General features: G+C 41.9%; 15 protein-coding genes and 1 pseudogene. 3 read left to right on the plus strand and 13 right to left on the minus strand.

From position 1 onward, the window contains the following. Positions 1-233: 233 nt before the first annotated feature. Positions 234-614: a hypothetical protein gene (locus F0229_RS01830; protein WP_171732117.1), complete on the plus strand. Its 381-nt coding sequence runs from the start codon at positions 234-236 to the stop codon at positions 612-614. Between the two features lie 121 nt (positions 615-735). Here F0229_RS01830 and F0229_RS01835 read toward each other — a convergent pair whose 3' ends face one another. The 12 genes and pseudogenes from F0229_RS01835 to F0229_RS01890 all read right to left on the minus strand — a co-directional run bounded on the left by F0229_RS01835 (position 736) and on the right by F0229_RS01890 (position 17,109). Continuing rightward, positions 736-1,662 (minus strand): hypothetical protein, encoded by a 927-nt coding sequence (locus F0229_RS01835; protein WP_171732118.1) that lies wholly within the window; start codon positions 1,660-1,662, stop codon positions 736-738. Positions 1,663-1,987: 325 nt separating this feature from the next. Then, positions 1,988-2,191, minus strand: a pseudogene (locus tag F0229_RS01840) (hypothetical protein); the annotation flags it as partial. Between the two features lie 311 nt (positions 2,192-2,502). Then, a complete protein-coding gene (gene drt3b, locus F0229_RS01845; RefSeq protein WP_171732120.1) occupies positions 2,503-4,482 on the minus strand; it encodes an antiviral reverse transcriptase Drt3b in 1,980 nt (659 codons plus the stop codon). Next, a complete protein-coding gene (gene drt3a / locus F0229_RS01850) occupies positions 4,479-5,720 on the minus strand; it encodes an antiviral reverse transcriptase Drt3a (protein ID WP_171732121.1) in 1,242 nt (413 codons plus the stop codon). Before drt3a ends, drt3b begins: the two co-directional genes overlap by 4 nt. Then, on the minus strand, positions 5,714-6,328 hold the full coding sequence (locus F0229_RS01855; RefSeq protein ID WP_171732122.1) for an SLATT domain-containing protein: 615 nt from the start codon (positions 6,326-6,328) through the stop codon (positions 5,714-5,716). The genes drt3a and F0229_RS01855 overlap by 7 nt, the downstream gene beginning before the upstream one ends. A 372-nt stretch (positions 6,329-6,700) precedes the next feature. Further along, on the minus strand, positions 6,701-9,088 hold the full coding sequence (gene pheT, locus F0229_RS01860) for a phenylalanine--tRNA ligase subunit beta (protein ID WP_171732123.1): 2,388 nt from the start codon (positions 9,086-9,088) through the stop codon (positions 6,701-6,703). Positions 9,089-9,106: 18 nt separating this feature from the next. Beyond that, the gene (pheS, locus tag F0229_RS01865) at positions 9,107-10,090 is read right to left on the minus strand and encodes a phenylalanine--tRNA ligase subunit alpha (RefSeq protein WP_004734764.1); all 984 of its coding nucleotides are present in this window, start codon (positions 10,088-10,090) and stop codon (positions 9,107-9,109) included. A 218-nt stretch (positions 10,091-10,308) separates the two neighbouring features. Then, positions 10,309-11,418 (minus strand): GGDEF domain-containing protein, encoded by a 1,110-nt coding sequence (locus F0229_RS01870; protein WP_029235308.1) that lies wholly within the window; start codon positions 11,416-11,418, stop codon positions 10,309-10,311. 202 nt (positions 11,419-11,620) lie between these two features. Beyond that, positions 11,621-12,829 (minus strand): hypothetical protein, encoded by a 1,209-nt coding sequence (locus F0229_RS01875; protein WP_017060449.1) that lies wholly within the window; start codon positions 12,827-12,829, stop codon positions 11,621-11,623. 9 nt (positions 12,830-12,838) lie between these two features. Beyond that, positions 12,839-13,645, minus strand: a complete 807-nt coding sequence (locus F0229_RS01880; protein ID WP_017060448.1) for an outer membrane lipoprotein-sorting protein — start codon at positions 13,643-13,645, stop codon at positions 12,839-12,841. A gap of 44 nt (positions 13,646-13,689) precedes the next feature. Beyond that, positions 13,690-16,152, minus strand: a complete 2,463-nt coding sequence (locus F0229_RS01885) for an RND family transporter (RefSeq protein ID WP_253820959.1) — start codon at positions 16,150-16,152, stop codon at positions 13,690-13,692. 171 nt (positions 16,153-16,323) lie between these two features. Next, positions 16,324-17,109 (minus strand): TetR/AcrR family transcriptional regulator, encoded by a 786-nt coding sequence (locus F0229_RS01890; protein WP_004741595.1) that lies wholly within the window; start codon positions 17,107-17,109, stop codon positions 16,324-16,326. A gap of 545 nt (positions 17,110-17,654) precedes the next feature. Between F0229_RS01890 and F0229_RS01895 the strand changes: the two genes are divergently transcribed. Further along, positions 17,655-18,446 carry a hypothetical protein gene (locus tag F0229_RS01895; protein WP_102321034.1) on the plus strand — a complete coding sequence of 264 codons (792 nt, stop codon included), beginning with the start codon at positions 17,655-17,657 and terminating at the stop codon, positions 18,444-18,446. Then, a complete protein-coding gene (locus tag F0229_RS01900) occupies positions 18,367-19,134 on the plus strand; it encodes a hypothetical protein (RefSeq protein ID WP_171732213.1) in 768 nt (255 codons plus the stop codon). The genes F0229_RS01895 and F0229_RS01900 overlap by 80 nt, the downstream gene beginning before the upstream one ends. 155 nt (positions 19,135-19,289) lie before the next feature. Here F0229_RS01900 and F0229_RS01905 read toward each other — a convergent pair whose 3' ends face one another. Further along, positions 19,290-19,784 (minus strand): outer membrane beta-barrel protein, encoded by a 495-nt coding sequence (locus F0229_RS01905; protein ID WP_017065440.1) that lies wholly within the window; start codon positions 19,782-19,784, stop codon positions 19,290-19,292. Positions 19,785-19,864 lie beyond the last annotated feature (80 nt).

Here is a 19,864-nt window from a genome sequence, read left to right on the forward strand (position 1 = left end):
GAACATTCTTTGGCGCTGCACATGTAGCGATCTGTATTCAGTTCCTCCCCTTTCCCGCTACCAACAAGAAATTGGAGATGTAAACCAAGGGGAGGTTAGGAGGGGATTATAGGTCAAGTCTCATATGCATCTGATTCACAAGCAATAACGCAACTTGTTACAATACACACAATTAAAAGATGGTCTTATTTCGCTATACTCCGCGCCTAATTCCAGAAACAGACCTAATACCAATGAATATCTTTAAAGCCTTAGCTCTTTCTATAACGCTATTTTTAGTTGGCTGTGCATCTGGTTCAGCAATATTAGTCGGTGAAGCCAGAGACCCAATTACACCTCAAGAGGTTACGCTTTATCTTGAAGCGCCTGAGAACTATGAAAAAATAGCTTTGGTTGATGCATCTAGTGATGCAGGTGTAACGAAACAAGGCTCTATCGACTATGCAATCGAAGAGTTAAAAAATCAGGCGGCTAAATTAGGAGCTAATGGGGTCTTACTTCAAGCGACAGGAAGCAACAACTCTGTAGTTTTGGGAGGTGTTGGCACAGACTACCAGTACTTAATCCCTGTTTCAGAACAGACGGTGAATGGAATAGCGATCTACACAGAGTAGTTAATATTGTCCAAGTCAGTTGCTTCGACAGTTCAAACAAAAAGGCCTCGCACACGCAAGGCCTTGTTTTATCTGCGTTCCAACGAACAAGCAGCGAAGCAATTTGAGATGGTAAACCAAATCAACTAGAGAGCCATTCATCCAATACTTTGATGAATTTAGGATTAATGAGATAACCGATGGAAGCGTGCGGATTGCTTTTTCCGTTACGAATATTGAGGTTATAAACTGGATGGATATCTTTCATTCCGCCGGGTATCAGATCCAGTTTGAGCATATCCTTGAAGTCATTTTTAATTTTGCTGTCATGAGAGATAAAATCATCCTCTGCCGATATGTTTATCCATTGCTGAATGTTTAAAGGGTACTTCTTCTCATCTTTCAAGCGGCTCCCTTTTAGCCGGTCTTTTACGTTTTCATCTCCTAACGGTGACCCAAGCGTAAGCAATAAATTGACCTTCTTATCCGCACCATAGTCGTGTCTATACTCTCCGTAATGAGACAGCTTCCATAACACGTCATAACTGATCATCGACCCAAGGCTGTGCGCTACAATCATCACATCATCCTGATTATCAAGCGCTTCCTTCAGTTCAACCATTAGCCTATGCCTAACATCACTGCCAAAATAGGTATCTTCATTCCAATAGTGCGCCATGTCCGGCGCGACCTTAGTTATGAGTGTCTCGGCCACACCTAGCGTTCCAAAGAGCGATGAAAAAGTATCTGCTAACGCCTCTTTTAGAAAACCAATTTTAGATACCTTGTTATACGTTGTTTTATTGAACTGGCTTGTCTTGTACTTTTTTAGTTCAGACAGCGCTTGCTGTCGACTTGTAGGGTCTTCCGTTGGTTTCTCTAACAATGTGTTTGATAGTTCACCGTAGTAGACAAACCGTTTATCGACATCTTTAAAAGCTTGTAATGAACTTGAGTCTCCACAATCTCGCTGCAAGCCATGTTCTATAGCCTCATACCAAAGTGCTTGAAGGGAATCTTTATCGGGCTTTTGAGCGCGACCATGAATGAATATTATTTTCTTAGCCATAGCAGAACGTCCTAAACACATAGTTAAAATTATTATCATTAGAAAGCACCACTAGATTCGGTCAGCCCTTACTAATAACAGTGATACTAATTACGTATCTAGAGGTGGTTGATAGAGCATTTATATAACTATGAGGCCGTCGTTTAAGGACCATAAAAGAATGAACGATGCGAACATTACTCACAAATTGAAATGAATGTATCTAGCAAAACCTCCAAATAACAAAAGGCCTCACACACGCGAGGCCTTCGTTTTATCTATCTAACGGCTAACTACCCTTTAATAACTACAACGCCCTACTTCACTGACTTAACCGCTTTCGTCAATGTTGTATTGAATTGCTGTCTAAACTCCAGCCGTGAATGAAGATCAGCGCTGTATCACCACCTCCACTTTTGCCATACGCAATTTGCTCACCATCGTGAGATATCGCGATACCATACTTAAGCGTTGAATCATTAGCCATCGCATTAAAACTACCAAGTGCCATAAATACCAAGAGTGTGATGTTTAGAATTAAACGTTTCATAGTGTCTCTCTACTTACTTTGGAGGAAGCATAGAAAGCTCTCCTCTCAATCAATATAGTCACTATAAAGTGTGAAGTTGTAGACGGGTCAAGAGTTAGAGCTATAATAGAATCTAAAACTGATATATCAGATGAATAATTACTATTTATATTAAGGAAAAATTACCAAACAGGTATGATACCAAAATGATTAATTCAGATATTGTAATTGCTTATGAGAAAGGGGAAAAGTAGTGCGCGCATTGTTGTTATTTCGTGTGTGAAATCAACTGAATAAATCAGAGGTATTGCAATGCGCGCATAGTGATTGTATCAATGTCCGTAAGGAGATTTCAATTCCTTTTTCATCAAAAGCCTTTCTATTGATTCAGATGTCGACTTATCCCAATCAATAAACCAGTTTCTTGATGAGACAATGCTTACAATTTCAACAATCTCTTCTTCTGAAACATCGTTGAAACAATTCAGAGCTTCCTTAGCTATCAGTAGTTTCATGTTATCTGTAAGAAATGGACATCTCAGTGAATCAAGAAATATATGTGCAAGCTCTGAGTCATTTATAACTGTAAAATAGTCGTTACTAAGTTTATCAATTATACATTCAAAAACTTTCTTTCGTGTAGATAGATATTCTTTCTTGTTTTGTATATAAAATAAACATGTCATCAAACTAAAATAGTTTGTGTTACTCGGCACATTTAACCTGATAATTTCTTCAACGACATTTTTTGCAAGCTGATATTCAATATCAATATCTCGGATAGCAATTAGTAAATTCAAACATTCTATATCTTTTAATGTTTGCTTCTTAATTGAGGACTTAATAGCTAAATAAGATTCATCATAAATCTTTTTCTTTATTAGCTCAGAATTAGAACCTCCTAAACTCAATGAAATCCTATTAATGATTATGATAATTTGAGATATGAGATAAGTACTCCTCACCCTAAAATCCATTGAATGAACAAAGAATGACAACTCTATGATAATCAGTAGAAAGTTTGTAATTTTGTCACATTGCTCTTTGGAATCTTTGAAATCAGAAATGTGCTCATCTATTTCTGAAACCTTAATTCTTGCCAATGTAAAATAATAACCTGTAATACTAGAGTAAGATATATTATTGTTGTAAACAATGCATTTAATATCTGTGATTATTTGGTTAGCTATTTGATAATATCTATTCATAGGCAAAGATATACCTTTTAGCTTTGGCTCACCATCTAGGTAATCAAATTTAGAGAACAGGTCGCTAATTAATTTATTATATTGTTGTTTGGCTATTGTAACGCCTGTAATAAATGGGACATTAAACTTTTTGTTTTTTGACTCATTACAATAAAGTTTATATTTTTCAAGTTCACAAATTACAGTGTCGTAAACTTTTCTTCTTACCTTTTCATCATTATAAAAAAGGAAATAATCGTCAACGTATCTCTTAATAACATAATCGCTATTTTCAATTAACTTTTCTTCTAAGTTGCTATTGAATGCTAATTTGCTTTTTATCTCTACATCTATTGATTGAAGTAATATTTCGGAAAATATACGCGAAAATTCAGGACCTACAACTATTCCATGTGAGTTCCCAAGATTTGACGTATTCATCAAACTTTCAAACACAGATTCGAAACTGTGGTGATTTCTAGATTTATTAAAACTTTCAATGTCCCTAATAGATTTAGAAAGTTGGAAAGTTGAAATAGATGAAAAACACTTTGCTATATCAAATTTAAATAGCTTATCAAATTTCTTTTCTATGCGATGAAATTGATAAGAGTCATAAAATTTATATAAAAAACTTACGTCTTTGTATTCAAAGAATGTACTAGCATATACTGGTTCCTTGTCGCCATCGATACCAACACCTTCATCTTTAAATTTTTCTTCAGGAACCACATCATCTTTTTTTTCTTTACTATAGTATGCATGTGCTATTTTTGAAGGGTATCTTAAAGAAAATGTACTTCTTGTACATAGGTGAGTAATTAGTTGATTATAATCTTTGTATAATCTAGAGACTTTTATCTGCGTACTTGGATGAACCAGAAATAAACTTCTTTCCGACTCACTATCTTTTGTGATTTTATAAACTAATGGGTTAGTACCAACATCACTTTCATTATGCAATATCCCTTTAAGAAAACGATTACTCTCTATTAGTGATTTTTCCTTCACTGTTTTATAGAACCCTTCATTAGTTAAAATGAAAGGAACTTCATAAGGTAGAGAATCTGTCAATATTGCTCTGGAAAAATCTCTTTTTTCTAATGGAATCTTCGTCTTAGTCATACTTTTTTCTTATGATTTTTGTTTTCCCAGCACCGCTTGATAGTGCTCATTTCTTTATCTGTAAGAGAAATGTATTTTTTATTTACAAATCCATTTTTAAAACAAATATTTCTTAAGTTCAATTTCTCCGAAGAGGGGATACTCCTCATAGCCCTTCCAAAGAAATTATTCTTCTTGCTATATAATGATCGTCTTAGAAAATCATTAAATTCTTCAAAAACGCCTGATTTATTTACCAATCTGTTACTATAAAATATACCCCCTTTTAGTTCCCCTGTTCTCCCTTTACTACTTGAGATAGGATAATTACCAGAGAGAACATCAAGCCTTTTCTCAAGGAGGTCTTTATGATAAGTCGTGGAGTTTTTTGTCATAGCCCTATCTATTAGGGAGTGAACTATTCTGGTTTTTATTTTTCTCACTTTATCATCAGATAAAACCACGCTAACAACACGTTTTTTATCATACATATTAGACGTAACGATATATTTATAACCAAGATAATCGAAGCTAACTTCAAATTTTGATGAAACACAAACTCTAGGTATATTATGAACGAATGTTTTATTGTTTGTTTTTAAGTCATATTCTCGCAGTAAATTTATCAACTTCTCTTCGACTAAAGAATACTCTTTACTTGTGAAAATAAATATATCATCAACATAGCGCGAGTAATAATAAACCCCAGGTATTTCTCTTATTTTGAAATCTATACTTCTCATGAATATCTCAGATAATATAGGACTAACAGACAAGCCTCTTGGTAACCCCTGAGATTTCAACGCTAATAAGTCATTTAAAAATCCTAAGGATTTCGATGCTAGCAACTTATCTGATTTCAATTTACCAAGAATACTCTCATAACTTATTGATTCATAAAATGATTTAATATCAACTCTAATTATTCCATAATCAGATGAAGTTTCAAGAATCCTCAATACTTGTTCTGATATGTCATCTCGATTTATAGTTCTAATTTTATATAACCTCTTCATATCAGAAGAGATTTTTTTAATACAGTAATGTTCTTCAGGTAAGTCAGTATAAAAAACAGGTTTTGAATTGATCTTTGTTATTTTAACGTTTTCAATTTTAAACGAAGAACTGTTTATTGAACTTGAGTATTGTTCCAAATTTTCTTTATACTCATCTTTATCACGACCAAGATCAAACTTTATTATTTCATTTTTAGTCGTAACTCTTAGTAAAGAGTTAACAGTAAAGTCTTGCCTTAACATATTCTTAAAGTTACCTTGCTAAGTATCGATATTATTACATTAAGAGAAACCAAAGTTATTAAATAGTAAGGAATTAGACAGAATTTTTGGGTTATATGTTTCCTAAATAAATATCTATTACCCATTTTTTTATTAACTTCAGACTTTGCAATTAGGAAATCAATATCTTCATGATTTACTGGGTTCTCAGATATAATTCTTTGATATTCGTTTAGCGAGTGTGTATATAAGTTAAACTGTTCAGACTCTTTCCTTGCTTCAATCTGTCTTGCCACATTGTTAATACGGATTGCAGAGTCATGCATTTTTTCGTATTGAACATCAAGTCTTGCAGATGATATCGCAATAGATAATGCAAGTATTATGATCGATGAAAGTGTCGTAAATATCCAGTTTGGCACACTTAAATCAACCAATATTATAGGTTCGACAAATTTTAATCCTACCGTGTTCTCAGCAATAGTTAACAATATGAGCGCAATTGAGATCGATGATATCGAAAACAATGACCACCACGTTTTTTTAGCTAACCTTTTGCTGTTGTTGAACCTAGCATTCGCCACAATTTTTGTGTCTTTGTGTAAGCGTTCAAAAAGATTTTCCGTCATAAAGTCTTGATTTAAAGATTATAAATTTGGATGTATGCTACCAGTCCCATTACTCAGCCGCTAGTTTTATTATCTAGTTTTGACAGTTCAACTAGAATGATCTGCGAAAAATGTTTTGACGCTCACTAACTAGTACATGCTTAGTCTAAGTTTCATGCACTGATTCAAATCAACCTTGTTTTTCCTCATCAATAATCGTTTCAACTAAACACCTAATTTGGTGGTCAATCTCGATAATTCTGTACTGAATTTTCCCTAAGAAATTTGTTTGAAGCTTCAATTTTAATGGTTCACTACCCCAAACCATATAATGTAAAAAACAAAAAAGGCCTCGCAATGCGAGGCCTTTGGTTTTCTATCTATCAGAAGAGATTAGTCGCGAAGTGCAGCGCCGAATTTCTCTGAGATTGAAGCTACGATAGCATCTACTGAACCAGCGATGTCTGCATCTTCAAGTGTGCGCTCTACAGACTGTAGGCTAAGTGCGATTGCTAGGCTCTTCTTACCTTCTTCAACGCCTTGACCAACGTATACGTCGAACAGTTTAGCGCCTGTTAGGAATTCACCACCAGCTGCGATACACGCTGCTACGATGTCGCCAGAAGCAACTGCTTCGTCAACAACTACTGCGATATCACGACGGTTTGCAGGGAACTTAGATACGGCTACTGCTTCTGGAAGCACGCGAGTGTTGATAGCTGCCCATTCGATTTCGAATACGATAGTGCGGCCGTTTAGACCAAACTTACGCTCTAGTTCTGGGTGAACAGTACCAATGATACCCACTTCTTTGCCGTCTACGACGATAGCCGCAGTTTGACCTGGGTGAAGTGCTGGGTGCTTAGCTGCTTTGAAGCTGTATGCGATTTCGTTTGCAGAAAGCTCAAGAACGGCTTCTAGGTCACCTTTAAGATCGAAGAAATCTACAGTGTTAGTTGCAATGTCCCAGTGCTCTTCGCCACGAGTACCAGAGATAACGCCCGCAAGCATCATTTCTTGGCGCATGCCGTTTTCAGCCGTTGCTTCAGGGATGAAACGTAGGCCTGATTCGAATAGACGAACGCGAGACTGTTGACGCTTCTGGTTGTGAACAACTGTGTTTAGTAGACCTTGGATTAGGCCAAGACGCATTGCTGACATGTCCGCAGAGATTGGGAATGGCAGGATTAGCGGCTCAACACCAGGAACAACCAATTTTTGCTGTTCTGGTTCTACGAAGCTGTATGTGATTGCTTCGTGGTAGCCACGGTCTACAAGAAGGTCACGAACGCGCTTAAGCGGTTGGTTAGCTTCTTTGTGGTCATTCATTTTAAGTGCCGCTTTAGGCGCTTGGTTTGGAATGTTATCGTAACCATAGATACGACCTACTTCTTCAATTAGGTCTTGCTCGATTGCGATATCAAAACGCCAAGATGGAGACGTTGCCGTCCAACCACCATCAGTGCTTTCAACTTCACAACCTAGGCGAGTAAGAATTTCCACTACGTCTGTAGATGGGATTTCGTGACCTAGTAGGCTGTCTAGCTTAGCGCGACGTAGAGCAACTACGTTTGCTTTAGGAAGTGAGGCTTCAGATTCGCTGCCGTTTACTGGCGCAACTTCACCACCGCAGATTTCAACTAGAAGCTGTGTTGCACGCTCCATTGCTGCTGCTTGAAGTGTTGAATCAACACCACGTTCGAAACGTAGAGAAGAATCTGTGTGAAGGCCGTAAGCACGTGCGCGACCACGGATGTGATCCGGTGCGAAGAATGCAGCTTCAAGAAGTACGTCTGTTGTTTCAGTCGTAACACCTGAATCTTGACCGCCAAAGATACCAGCGATTGCTAGTGCTTTGTTGTGGTCTGCGATAACAAGTGTGTTGCTGTTTAGTTCAGCTTCGTTGCCATCTAGAAGTGTTAGCTTTTCGCCCTGCTCTGCTAGACGAACCACGATACCGCCTTCGATCTTAGCGAGATCAAATGCGTGCATTGGTTGGCCTTGCTCTAGCATCACGTAGTTTGTGATGTCTACAACTGGGTCGATTGAACGGATACCACAACGGCGCAGTTTTTCTTGCATCCAGATTGGTGTTTCCGCTTTCACGTTTACGTTCTTAACCACACGGCCAAGGTAACGTGGACAAGCATCAGTTGCTTTAATTTCAACAGATACTGTGTCTTCAATGCTTGTTGCAACAGCTTCAACTGTTGGCTCTGTAACGTCTGCGCGGTTTAGTACGCCAACTTCACGAGCAAGGCCACGGATGCTGAAGCAGTCTGCGCGGTTTGCTGTTAAGTCTACATCGATAGTTACGTCGTTAAGCTCAAGAAGCTCACGTACGTCCATACCTAGCGTTGTGCCTTCTGGCAGCTCAAGGATGCCGTCAGACTCTACGTCGATACCTAGCTCAGAGAAAGAACAAAGCATGCCGTGCGATGGAACGCCACGTAGTTTTGCTTTCTTGATTTTGAAGTTACCAGGCAGTACTGCGCCAACTGTTGCTACTGCTACAGTTAGGCCAAGACGACAGTTAGATGCACCACATACGATGTCTAACAGCTCTTCTTCGCCGATATCAATTTTAGTTACTTGTAGTTTGTCTGCGTCTGGGTGCTGACCGCACTCAACCACTTTACCTACTTTAACGCCGGTGAAAACACCCGCAACAGGTTCTACATCGTCAACTTCCAAACCAGCCATAGTGATTTGGTGAGCTAGCTCTTCGCTGTTAATTGCAGGTTTAACCCACTCGCGTAGCCAAGATTCACTGAATTTCATAGTTTCGACTGCCCCGGATTACTTGAATTGTTTAAGGAAACGAAGGTCGTTCTCGAAGAACGCACGAAGGTCATTTACGCCGTAACGAAGCATCGTTAGACGCTCTACACCCATACCGAATGCAAAACCAGAGTATTTCTCAGGGTCGATGCCAACAGAGCGAAGTACGTTAGGGTGAACCATGCCACAGCCTAGAACTTCTAGCCATTTGCCATCTTTACGTTTCACGTCAACTTCAGCTGAAGGCTCTGTGAACGGGAAGAATGAAGGACGGAAACGCACTTCAACTTCTTCTTCAAAGAAGTTACAAAGGAAATCGTTAAGAATGCCTTTAAGTTGTGCGAAGTTTACGTTCTCATCAACTAACATACCTTCCACTTGGTGGAACATTGGCGTGTGAGTTTGATCGTAGTCGTTACGGTAAACACGACCCGGAGCAATGAAGCGGAATGGCGGTTTGCCGTTTTCCATCGTACGGATTTGAACACCAGAAGTGTGCGTACGTAGCATTAGATCAGGGTTGAAGAAGAAAGTATCGTGATCAGTACGAGCTGGGTGATCGTCTGCGATGTTTAGTGCATCAAAGTTGTGGAATGCATCTTCGATCTCAGGGCCAGACTCAGTGCTAAAGCCAAGCTCACCAAAGAACTGTTCGATACGCTCAACAGTGCGAGTAACTGGGTGAAGACCACCGTTCTCAATGCGACGACCTGGTAGGCTCACATCGATAGTTTCTTCAGCTAGTTTCGCTTCAAGCTCTGCACGTTGTAGTGCGTCTTTGCGAGCTGCGATCGCTTGTTGAACAGCACCTTTCGCTTTGTTGATCTCTTGACCAGCAGTGCGACGCTCTTCAGGTGGAAGTTTACCTAGGCTTTGTAGTTGAAGAGTTAGTTCACCCTTCTTACCTAAATACTGAACTCGCACTTCATCAAGTGCGACTAACGAATCTGCTGTATCAATAGCAGTCGTTGCATTAGCAATGATCTCTTCTAGATGTTGCATCATTTCCTCATCTACCAGTTGGTAGTGTCCGTATCGGATGATTAGTTTTTTTAGATAGCTACACATAGTAATCAAACACGCTACCAATGCCAAATTGAATCGCTAAAAGAGCAAGTTATTGACTAAAAACACGGCAAATTTAACAGGATATTAATGAGGAATAGGAAGAAGTGGAACAATTACAGGTTCCACTTCTTAATTTGGAAATGACCTGAAGGCTAGATCTGAATAGAACAAACGCTGTTTTTGCCTGCGTTTTTCGCTAAATAGACGGACTCATCGGCGGCTTTAATCAATTCGTTCATGGTTTCGAATTCTTGGGTCATTTCAGCGACACCGACACTAATACTGCCAATCCAAACTTGATGACTGGTTTCAACCTCTAATTCAGACACTTTCTGTCGAGCGGTTTCCGCGATGTACATCCCACCTTTAAGGTCGGTGTTTGGGCAAATAACCAAGAACTCATCGCCACCTAACCGGCAAACAATATCATCATTACGGAACGTGTTTTTCAGTTCACGCGAGAGGGTTTGTAGCACCAAGTCGCCTGCATCATGGCCGCTGGTGTCATTAATGCGCTTGAAGTGGTCGGCATCAATCATAATACACACTAAAGGCATGCCCAGTTCTTTGGAGTCTTGCCAATGCAGCGCTAACTGTTTAAAAGCACTACGACGGTTATGCAAATTAGTAAGAGAGTCGGTTAATGACAGTTCTTCAAGTCTCTTATTCGCTCGTTTTAATTCTGCCGTACGTTCCTCAACTTTATCTTCGAGTAACTGGTTGAAGCGTAACAACTGTTTGTTTCGTTCAGAGACTTGTTCAAACAGGCCGTTAAGCGCAGCCAACAGCGGGACAGTCGCAGAATCTTGCTGCTTTTCTTCCGCTTCAAAGGCTTGCAGAGGTGTCGCGCCCTCTTCTATCGCGGTCATTTGTCGCGCCATGTTTTGGTCGATGCCGAGGATGTGGTAAGCAAGCCAGTGGATCAATAAATCAAGTAACTGCCGTGCTGACGACTGATCTTCTTCCATGATGAAAGCTTGCATACTGTAGATATCTTGCATAAATACACGATGCACTTTGATATGCTCTTCAATGTGTCGCTCATACACACCGCAATCTCTCATCAAAGATTCTTCTTCTTTAAAGTGAAATTCGGCATAGCATGTGAGATCGAGTAAAGCGACGTTTATGTCGTCGATAGAGATAGTGTTCTCTGACAACAGATTTCCGTAGTGGTTGATAATACCAACAAGATATTGATGCTGTTCATCTACAACACCAATGCCTGTTTCAAAGTTTTTATCCCAATTAAATGAATTCATAAATCCCTTAAGGCCGATACCACCAGCACGATTTACATGCATATTCGGAGGTTATAGATACTGAAAAAATATAACCATTTTACCTGTAGGTTTATTCGATTGTTTGATCCACTTTATAAAAAGACGACTTTGAACATTCTAAATATGGCTCATCTTAAATTTGAGACGTCCCCCCCAACAGGAACGCCCCACGAAGCTAACATTAGAAATAATATTCCAACGCCATCTCAACAAAGTCATCCTTGCGTGCGAAGAACAACAAGTCCTCTGGGGTTTCGTTCTCAAACAACCAAGCATTCAGTCGCCACTTGAGATTGTTGTTAATACGGCTCGATGCCTCTAGCTTGGCACTGTAGACATCACTGTTATCTAAGTCTTGAGTGATACCAGTAAGCACTTCGGTGCCGTCTTCATCGTTCAAAGCGAAACGGGCGCCAAGGAACACATCATTTTGGCCGATGGTTTGGGCATTGTTGCCTCGGCTGTCATACAGGTATTCAGCGATGAAGCCGATGTCCCAGTACGATTCAAGCGCCCCTACCCAAGTGTATTCAAAGCCTGTCGCCACGCCGGTATGGTTGTCGTAGCTGTCGCGATAAATGCTTTCCAGCTTCCATAACCAGTCACCGATAATGCCTTGAACATCGAGTCCGAAGTGCTGCATTTGCGCGTAATACGGCTTGAGTTGATTGCCTTCCACACGGTAATAAGGGTCACGGTTCGTACCACCTAAATAACTTAAACCGACATCCCAATCGCCGTACATTTGGCTATAACGCAATGCCACATCGACGTGCTTTTCTTCTCGCGAAGATTCGTAAAGCGCATCGTCCGAAACAGGTACCGTTGGTCTTAATCGACCGTCTTCCCCGGCGAAGGTACGCTCACGAAAATACGGCAGTAACATGGCGTCTATGGTGCCCCACTCTTTTATCGAGGTGAAGTGCACCATAGGCTGACCTAACTTGGATTCGCCATCGACCGATTCAATGGCATCGGTCTGGTTTACCACATCCACTAAATGCGCCGATTCGGTTACGCCCCAAAATACCTTTCCAACACCCGCTCGCAGTTCGTAATCATCCCAATAGGTTAAATACAAGGCTTCGCGAATATCACCATGAGTTCGTTCATCGTCTTCACTGTCTAGGCGATAAAACGGGGTGAAGGTAATGCTGCCGTTGCCCTCTTGTTGCTCCCAGTAAAACTCTGGCTGCAACACCAGTGAGCTTTGTCCTTTGTCTTGCCCTTGTAAGCCGTCGCTAAAGAACTGCCTATGTTCAAGGTTAACCTGCCCTGCGATATCAGGACTAAAGCCTGCCGCCACACAAGGCAACGACACCTGCATAAGCCCGACGGTCGCCGCCAAGGTTAAGGATAATTGGGTTCCTGTTGCCACAATCCTTTTCATATTCCTGCCTTATTTCGCACGTTTTAGTGTGTTCTTTTGGAAATCCTTGTCTTTAAGACCGGTCTGGAACACTAAATCTGTCGTGGTTAATACGGTGCTTTTGCCTGTTTGATGGTTTTGCATCGCCATGGTGTGTGCGCGCCAGTATTGGTTTAGGTACTGTTTGTAATCTTGGAACGATAGAGTTTTAAGCAGTGCGCCTTTGCGGTCGTAAAACTCGACTTTCATTGGGCGGTAGTGCTGTTGGTCTAGCCATACCTTTTGCATGGTGTAGCCTGAGTTTTTATCGGTCGGTACTTGCTCTAAAACAAAGGTGTCTACGCCTTCCAGTTTCGCGTCTTCAATGTAGTTGAAGGTGTACTTTTCAAGTTCAAACGAGCTTAAGTCCTCATACGCAAATTCACTGCCCATAAACGGGCCAGATTTGTTGCGTGAAGAGATGCGTTTTACACGCTTGAGTGCAGGAAGATACAACCACTGGTCATCGGATTTGGTGATGTGCGAATGGTTTAGGAAAGCCGTGCCTTTTACGTCGCGTGGTTCATCAAAAATGGTTAAGCCTTTGTCGCCATCGTCATCGACTTCCAAAGATTTCAATCGCATCAGACGTGTACTGCTTTCGCCCTGCTTGTTGCGAAGTAGCATTTCCATGGTTGCGACAGAATCGCCCCACCCGACATCGACCGCTTTACGTTGCTCGGCAATTTCTAAGCCTTTCGCAGGGTCTGCTAACGCTGGGAAAGCGGCGAATGTGCTCAGTGCCAACGAGCTAACAGTAAGTAATGTAGTAGCGAATGTTTGTTTAACGCTTTTCATAAATATCTCCTTGAGTCAGCCCACCGCAGCAGGCCGACGTTTCCTTATTTGGTCGAAGTAGTCAGTTCGGCTGTCGATCTAGGCTGCGACTTGGTATCTGGCTTTGATTCGTGCTGAGTTTTAGCTGAATAGTGGGTCTGTTTGTCGAAGATCATCAGTAAGCTTGGTAGCAAGATGAAATCGACCACCAGCGCAATGAAAATCACAATCGCGCTGAGTAAGCCCATGTCGGAGTTGAGTCTGAAGCTCGACATCGCCAGTACAGAGAAACCGGCCACTAGCACAACAGTGGTGATCCACAAAGCGCGACCTACGGTGTGGAAAGCGTATCGAACCGCTTCTTCTGCTGATTTCCCTTCGATTCTTGCGCGCTGGTATTTACTCAAGAAGTGCACCGCATCATCAACCACGATACCCAACGTGAGCGTGACCACGACTGACAAACCGAGGTTGATTTCACCTGAGATAAGCGCCCATAAACCAAAGCCAATGATCGCAGGCGCAATGTTGGGCACTAGGCTGATCATGCCTAAGCGAACCGAGCGCAATGCAAAGATCATCAAGCCAGAGATAAGCACTAGGGTGATAGGCAAAGTTGATAGCATGCTCGCCATGTTGGTTTCGCCAATATGAGCAAACATCAGTGACGGGCTCGAAGCCACCACTTCATATTGCGGTGCATTGGCTGCAAACCATGAGTAAATGCGCTCTTCGAGTTCGACTAGCTCAACGCTGCCAAGGTTATCGACGGTGAGTACCATTTTGATCGATGATTTATCGACGTTGATCTGGTTGTTCAAGTCCAAGCCGTACGGCAGAGACATTTCGTAAAGCAGCAGATATTGCGCGGCAAGTTCACGGTTCAGCGGTAGCTTGTAGTAGCTGTCGTCGTCGGCATGCATATTCTTGTTCAAACGCATATAAACATCAGAAAGCGTTGCCACATGGTCAGTTTCTGGTTGAACGCGTAGCCACTTAGTAAAGTCACCAATTGCTTGCAAGAACACAGGATCAGCAATCGCTTGAGACTCGTTAGTTTTCACTGCGATACTGAGGGTTGTCATGCCGCTTACGGTCTCTTCCATGAAGTCAGCCGCTTGTCTGAATTCACTTGAGGTATCGAAATACTTCACCGATTCATCATTGACTTTGTTGAGCGGAATTAACGCGGCAGCGCCAACAATCACTAGCGTAGAAATCGGCAGCAGTGCTTTACGGTTAGTTACGACAAAATCGCCCAGCTTATCCATGAAGGTGACTTTGTCTGCCGCCTTAGGGTTGGCAGGTAGACGTTTGACTGGCAGCAGTTTTAGCAACGCTGGCAACATAGTCACAGACAAGAAGCACGCAATAAGTACACCCAGTGCCGATAAGTTACCGAAATCACGCAGCACTGGTGAGTCCGACATGTTCATCATCAGGAAACCAATCGCAGTGGTCACCGAGGTGATCAGAATCGGCATCGCATTGAGCTTGATGCTGTATTGAATGGCTTGTGCTTTCTCCATACCGCGCTGCATCGCTTGTCTCATGGTCACAATCACGTGAACACAATCAGCCACCGCCAAAGTTAAAACCAAGGTTGGCACATTCACGGTTGCGGTACTCAAGAACATCCCTGCCCAACCAGACAATCCCATGGTGGCAACAATCGAAGAGATGATCACAATGAGCGTCGCCACCACACTAAAGAACGAGCGCAGCATAAAGGTCAGGAACACCAGTACCACCAACAGCATTAAGGGAACGAGCGTTGAGCTGTCTTCTTGAGCCGAAGTCATAAATGCGTTGTTCATGGCTATGATGCCCGCTTTATGGAATTCGACATTAGGATACTGAGCTTGGTACTTGCCGATCATGGTATTGATTGCCGCAATCACCTCTTGCACTTCTGCGGTTTTGTCCATTTCTGGCAGTTGCACGGTGACGTTCACAATCGTCACATCGCCAGAGGCCGACACCAAGGCATTCTTAAGCAACGGCTCGTTAAGGGCGATCTGTTTTACTTTGGCGATGCGTTCTGGTGTGTGTTCGTACTCTTCATACAGCAAGTCTTCTACCAAAAGATCATCTTCAATGGCTTCGGTGTGCTGATAATTAGCAAGGGAATCGACACGGCTTGAATACGGGATCTGCCACGCATCAACCGTGAGATTTTGAATCAGGGTGAGAGTTTCAGGGGTGAAGACATTGCCATCTTCAGGTGCGACAACAATCGCAAGGTTGTCGGTTTTTGCAAAGGTGGTTTGGATTTCATCGAACGCCATCAACTGCTTGTTGGTGCCTTCGAAGAAGATGTTGTAGTCCCCTCTAAAGTAGAGGTTCTTAGCCCCTAATGCAGAGAGAATGATGATTGAAAACACCACCAGCAGAACGATAAACGAACGCTTGGTAGGTATTGAGTGCCAACTGTTTAGATCTGTGTTTGCGCTATCGGCATTAGGGTTATCTCGGTTTTGCTGATCGAACGTGGGCTTCTGGCTGTCATGTTTCATCACAGTCTCCATTTGTGACGATTCGTCATATTTGTGTCATAAAAAGCCAGCCGAAGCTGACAAAAGACACAATGCTTAGTCAAACACTCAAGAAAACAGCAACCACAGTCGGTCAGTCTCAAGTTTGTGACGAATCGTCAAAAATGGTTATTAATAAACCCACATGTGTGGGCTTAACGGAAGCTATCGACCTACAGACTCTAAGTAAGCGATCTCTTCACTGAACAGTTCTTGTTCTACACGACGCCAAGTCTTGCGGTAATCCCAGTCACTAGAAAGGGGCTGCCAATTTAGGCCGTCTAGAATCATGTTCGCGTTGTGTAATACTGAATACGGGTCTTGTAACCGCTTAATACAATGACTGTTTGATGCGTTCTGTGACAAGGCATTTGAACCAAATGCGATTGACCAGTTAGCAAAAACGATGGCATCTGAGCCAACGCCAGAAGAGAACTTTAGGTCACCCGCTTCTACCGCTTGGTTAACCATAGAGTCGCATTGTTCAATCACCAACTCTTCCAGTTCATTCATCTCGGCGACGCGTGCACTAGACGCTTTCTCTAGTACCCACGGGCTTTTAGCCATGATCGCACAGGTTGATAGTACCGGTTCCATGCGAGCATAGATTCGGTAAGCAACGTGCAATGCGACGATCTTTTCACGTGTGTTGCCTTCAAACTCTCCAGAGCGAGCAAACATCATTGCTTCTGTCTTGAGAGAGTGAATACATAACGCTAAAACGACGTCTTCTTTGCTGCAAAAGTGATTGTATATCGTACCTTTAGAATAAGAGCTCGCTGCCGTTAGCTTGTCCATCGTGAGGTTTCCGAACCCTTGTTCTCGAACCAGATCTTTTGCTAACAACATCAACTCTACTTCTCGGTCTGCAATAGACTGCTGCTTTTTAGACAACACGCCTTTGCAACCAAAGATACCTTGTTTATCGCCTTTACAACCAAAGCCAAACATAATTTTTTAGTCCGTATATGAGCTTAGCCGTTATCTAAGCTTCGCCAGTATTTAAAACACTCCTATCCAATATATTAACACGAATAGTAAATTCATGTAGTTAACCATTTTGTGACGCTTCGTCATTTCTGACTTATCGTCATAATAGCGCAAGTATTGATCATATCAAGGGGTTTTATAAATTAAATACATTTTGTGAATGGAAAGAGAATGAATGGGATATAGCTAAGAAAATCATCAATAGTTGACCTAAAGAGAAGACTTTAAAAGAAGACCTGTATTGTGACCAACAGAATGTGGACGCGAATTGGGCATTCTTAACCTAACAAAGAATGTAGGCACTTTAAGCTGCTATGCGTATTCATGCCCAATGATTCCTAGCTTAAACCACAAGAATGAATGACTGTAGGCTTACTTTATGGGGCAGACGTCTCCTTATGGTCAATATTTGGCTTACTAATGCCGTTTTCTGTTAAGTTGCTATAAATTCGGTAAGGGGTGACTTACAATAGTGACAACGACTTACCTTTTTTGAGAACACGATATTGAGCGCCAAATATTCTTATTTAGCTTGGCAAGTGAATACTTCTAGCCCTGCAGAAAAGCTGGTTTTATTGATGCTTGCAGACGGTGCTGACGAATTCGGCTACACCAATGTGTGCCTACAAACAGCAGGTCAACTTTGTGCTCTCTCTACGTTTGGTTTAGCCGACTGTCTTAAGTGTTTAGTCGACCAAGGTTTTCTCGATAAGGTAAAAGTAGATTATCGGGATAAAAAAGAGATTCACGTTTTCAAAATGCTCATTGAGCAAGAGCAAACTGCGGCGCACGTTGAGGTTCAACCGACCAATAGTATTCCGGTCTACTCTACGGCACCTGCACCTGCACCTGCACCTGCACCTGCACCTGCACCTAAGTTTCAGCCTGCTCCGGCACCAATGCAACACATGCAGCAGGCCCCTCGCCCACAAGGTCGAGGCTCAATGAACAGCAACACCGTCTCTACTCATGATCTCAACGAAGAAGAGATACCATCATGGGCAGAACGTGCGTTTAAATTCTCCGGTTTGACCGGTGACCATAGTTTAGTATGGAAGAAATTTGTCCTCTGGTATAAAGCCAAAGCCAATGAATTAATGCCATTATCTCGGATTGAATCCAAGCTGCAGTACTGGCTAGTTAACGAGAAGCAAAATGAAAGACAACAACAGCAGAAGACCTCTCAATATTCAGGAAATGCAGGACAAGCTCAAGGAAATGGGTATAGACAAAAGCTTAGCCCATCTGAACGCTTCAGGCAGCAGCTCATTCAAAAAGGCAAAAAGCCAACCTTCTGAGCCTGTTGTATCTGACGTTCCTGCACGATCTGAAATAATTGAAGCAAAAAGCACTGAAGTTAATGTAGCGACACCTAACGCTACCGACGCAGGCTCGTCTCAAAAAGTGCCTGTTGTCGATCAAGATCCGGCAGAGTTAGAGCTGACTGATTGGTGTATCCATGTGTTTGGTTCTTTCTTAAGCGTGTACGAAACACAATGGGAATACCAATACGGTAGCGAGCCGAGCGGTAAGTTTATTGAATTTGCTAACTCAGTCGATTCAGACGGCCTTAACCGCGTGCTAATGCACTGTCATGAACGTATTCAACTTGGCAACAGTTGGCCGCCGCAAATGGGTGAGCTTTGGATCCTGAAAGATTCTTTGACTGAAGAAGAGTTGTTGGATAGCCGTATTCGAGTGTTGTCACGCTCTGCAGATAATAAGATTGAGCAATGGTTAATCCAGAATAAACTGTACGATTTAAAGCGCACGGCTGAAAACAAACTCGATGGCCTGTTCAAGAAGTATTACTTGGAAGCGAAACGTTTAGATGAGAAAGGCATGCTTGAAACTGAGTTACCAGAATTCCTTCTTGCCGCTAACTCTGTAAAGAACCTGAACGATTTAAAACGTGAAGAGTACGAAAGTAAACACGGTAAATCGATTAACCCAAGAATTCAGCGTATTCTGAACAGTAAAAAATAACCATCCGCTTGCTATCTGTTATAAGAAAACAGAGTAGCGATTACACGGTTAACAGATACAAAAATGCCAGCTATCAAGCTGGCATTTTTTACGAATTCTTACGAACTCTACAAATATCCGTGACCAACGGTACGTCTGTCACTGACTGCAAGTAATTACAGTAGGTGGATAGTTGCGTTTAGCGTGAATACGCCAGAGTCGTCATCTTTCATTTTGAAGTTTTGGTAGCTAGCGCCTACAGATAGTGGACCAAAGATGAAGTATTCAGCGCCTACACCGTACATGATATCAACATCGTCTTGCTTGAAGCCATCAGCTTTAAGCTCGTAAGAGTGAAGACCACCCTTCGCGTATACGTGAAGAGGACCAAAATCGATGCTTGGTTTAATCGCTAGGTAAGCAGTGCTTGCGTCTAAATTCTTAAGATCGCGGTTGCCGTAATTAACGCTGCCGAAAGAACCTAGATCCCAGTAACCCGCTTCAACACCGATTAGTGGAAGGATACCTGTACCTACGTGGATGCCCACCGCGTTTTCATCTTCACCAGCGAATGAGTTTTGACCACCCATTACACCGCCGTACAACCAAGAATCAGCCATTGCTGTTGAAGATGCACCTAGTAGTGCTAGTGCCAATAATGTTTTTTTCATATTCGACCTTTTTCGTCCTAGTGGCAGGCCTTGAGTGGTAATAAATTGCCACCAAGTCGCCCTGTATGTAATAACTATTC

Source organism: Vibrio sp. AIC-3 (assembly GCF_013114515.1).
Taxonomy (GTDB): Bacteria; Pseudomonadota; Gammaproteobacteria; order Enterobacterales; family Vibrionaceae; genus Vibrio; species Vibrio crassostreae_C.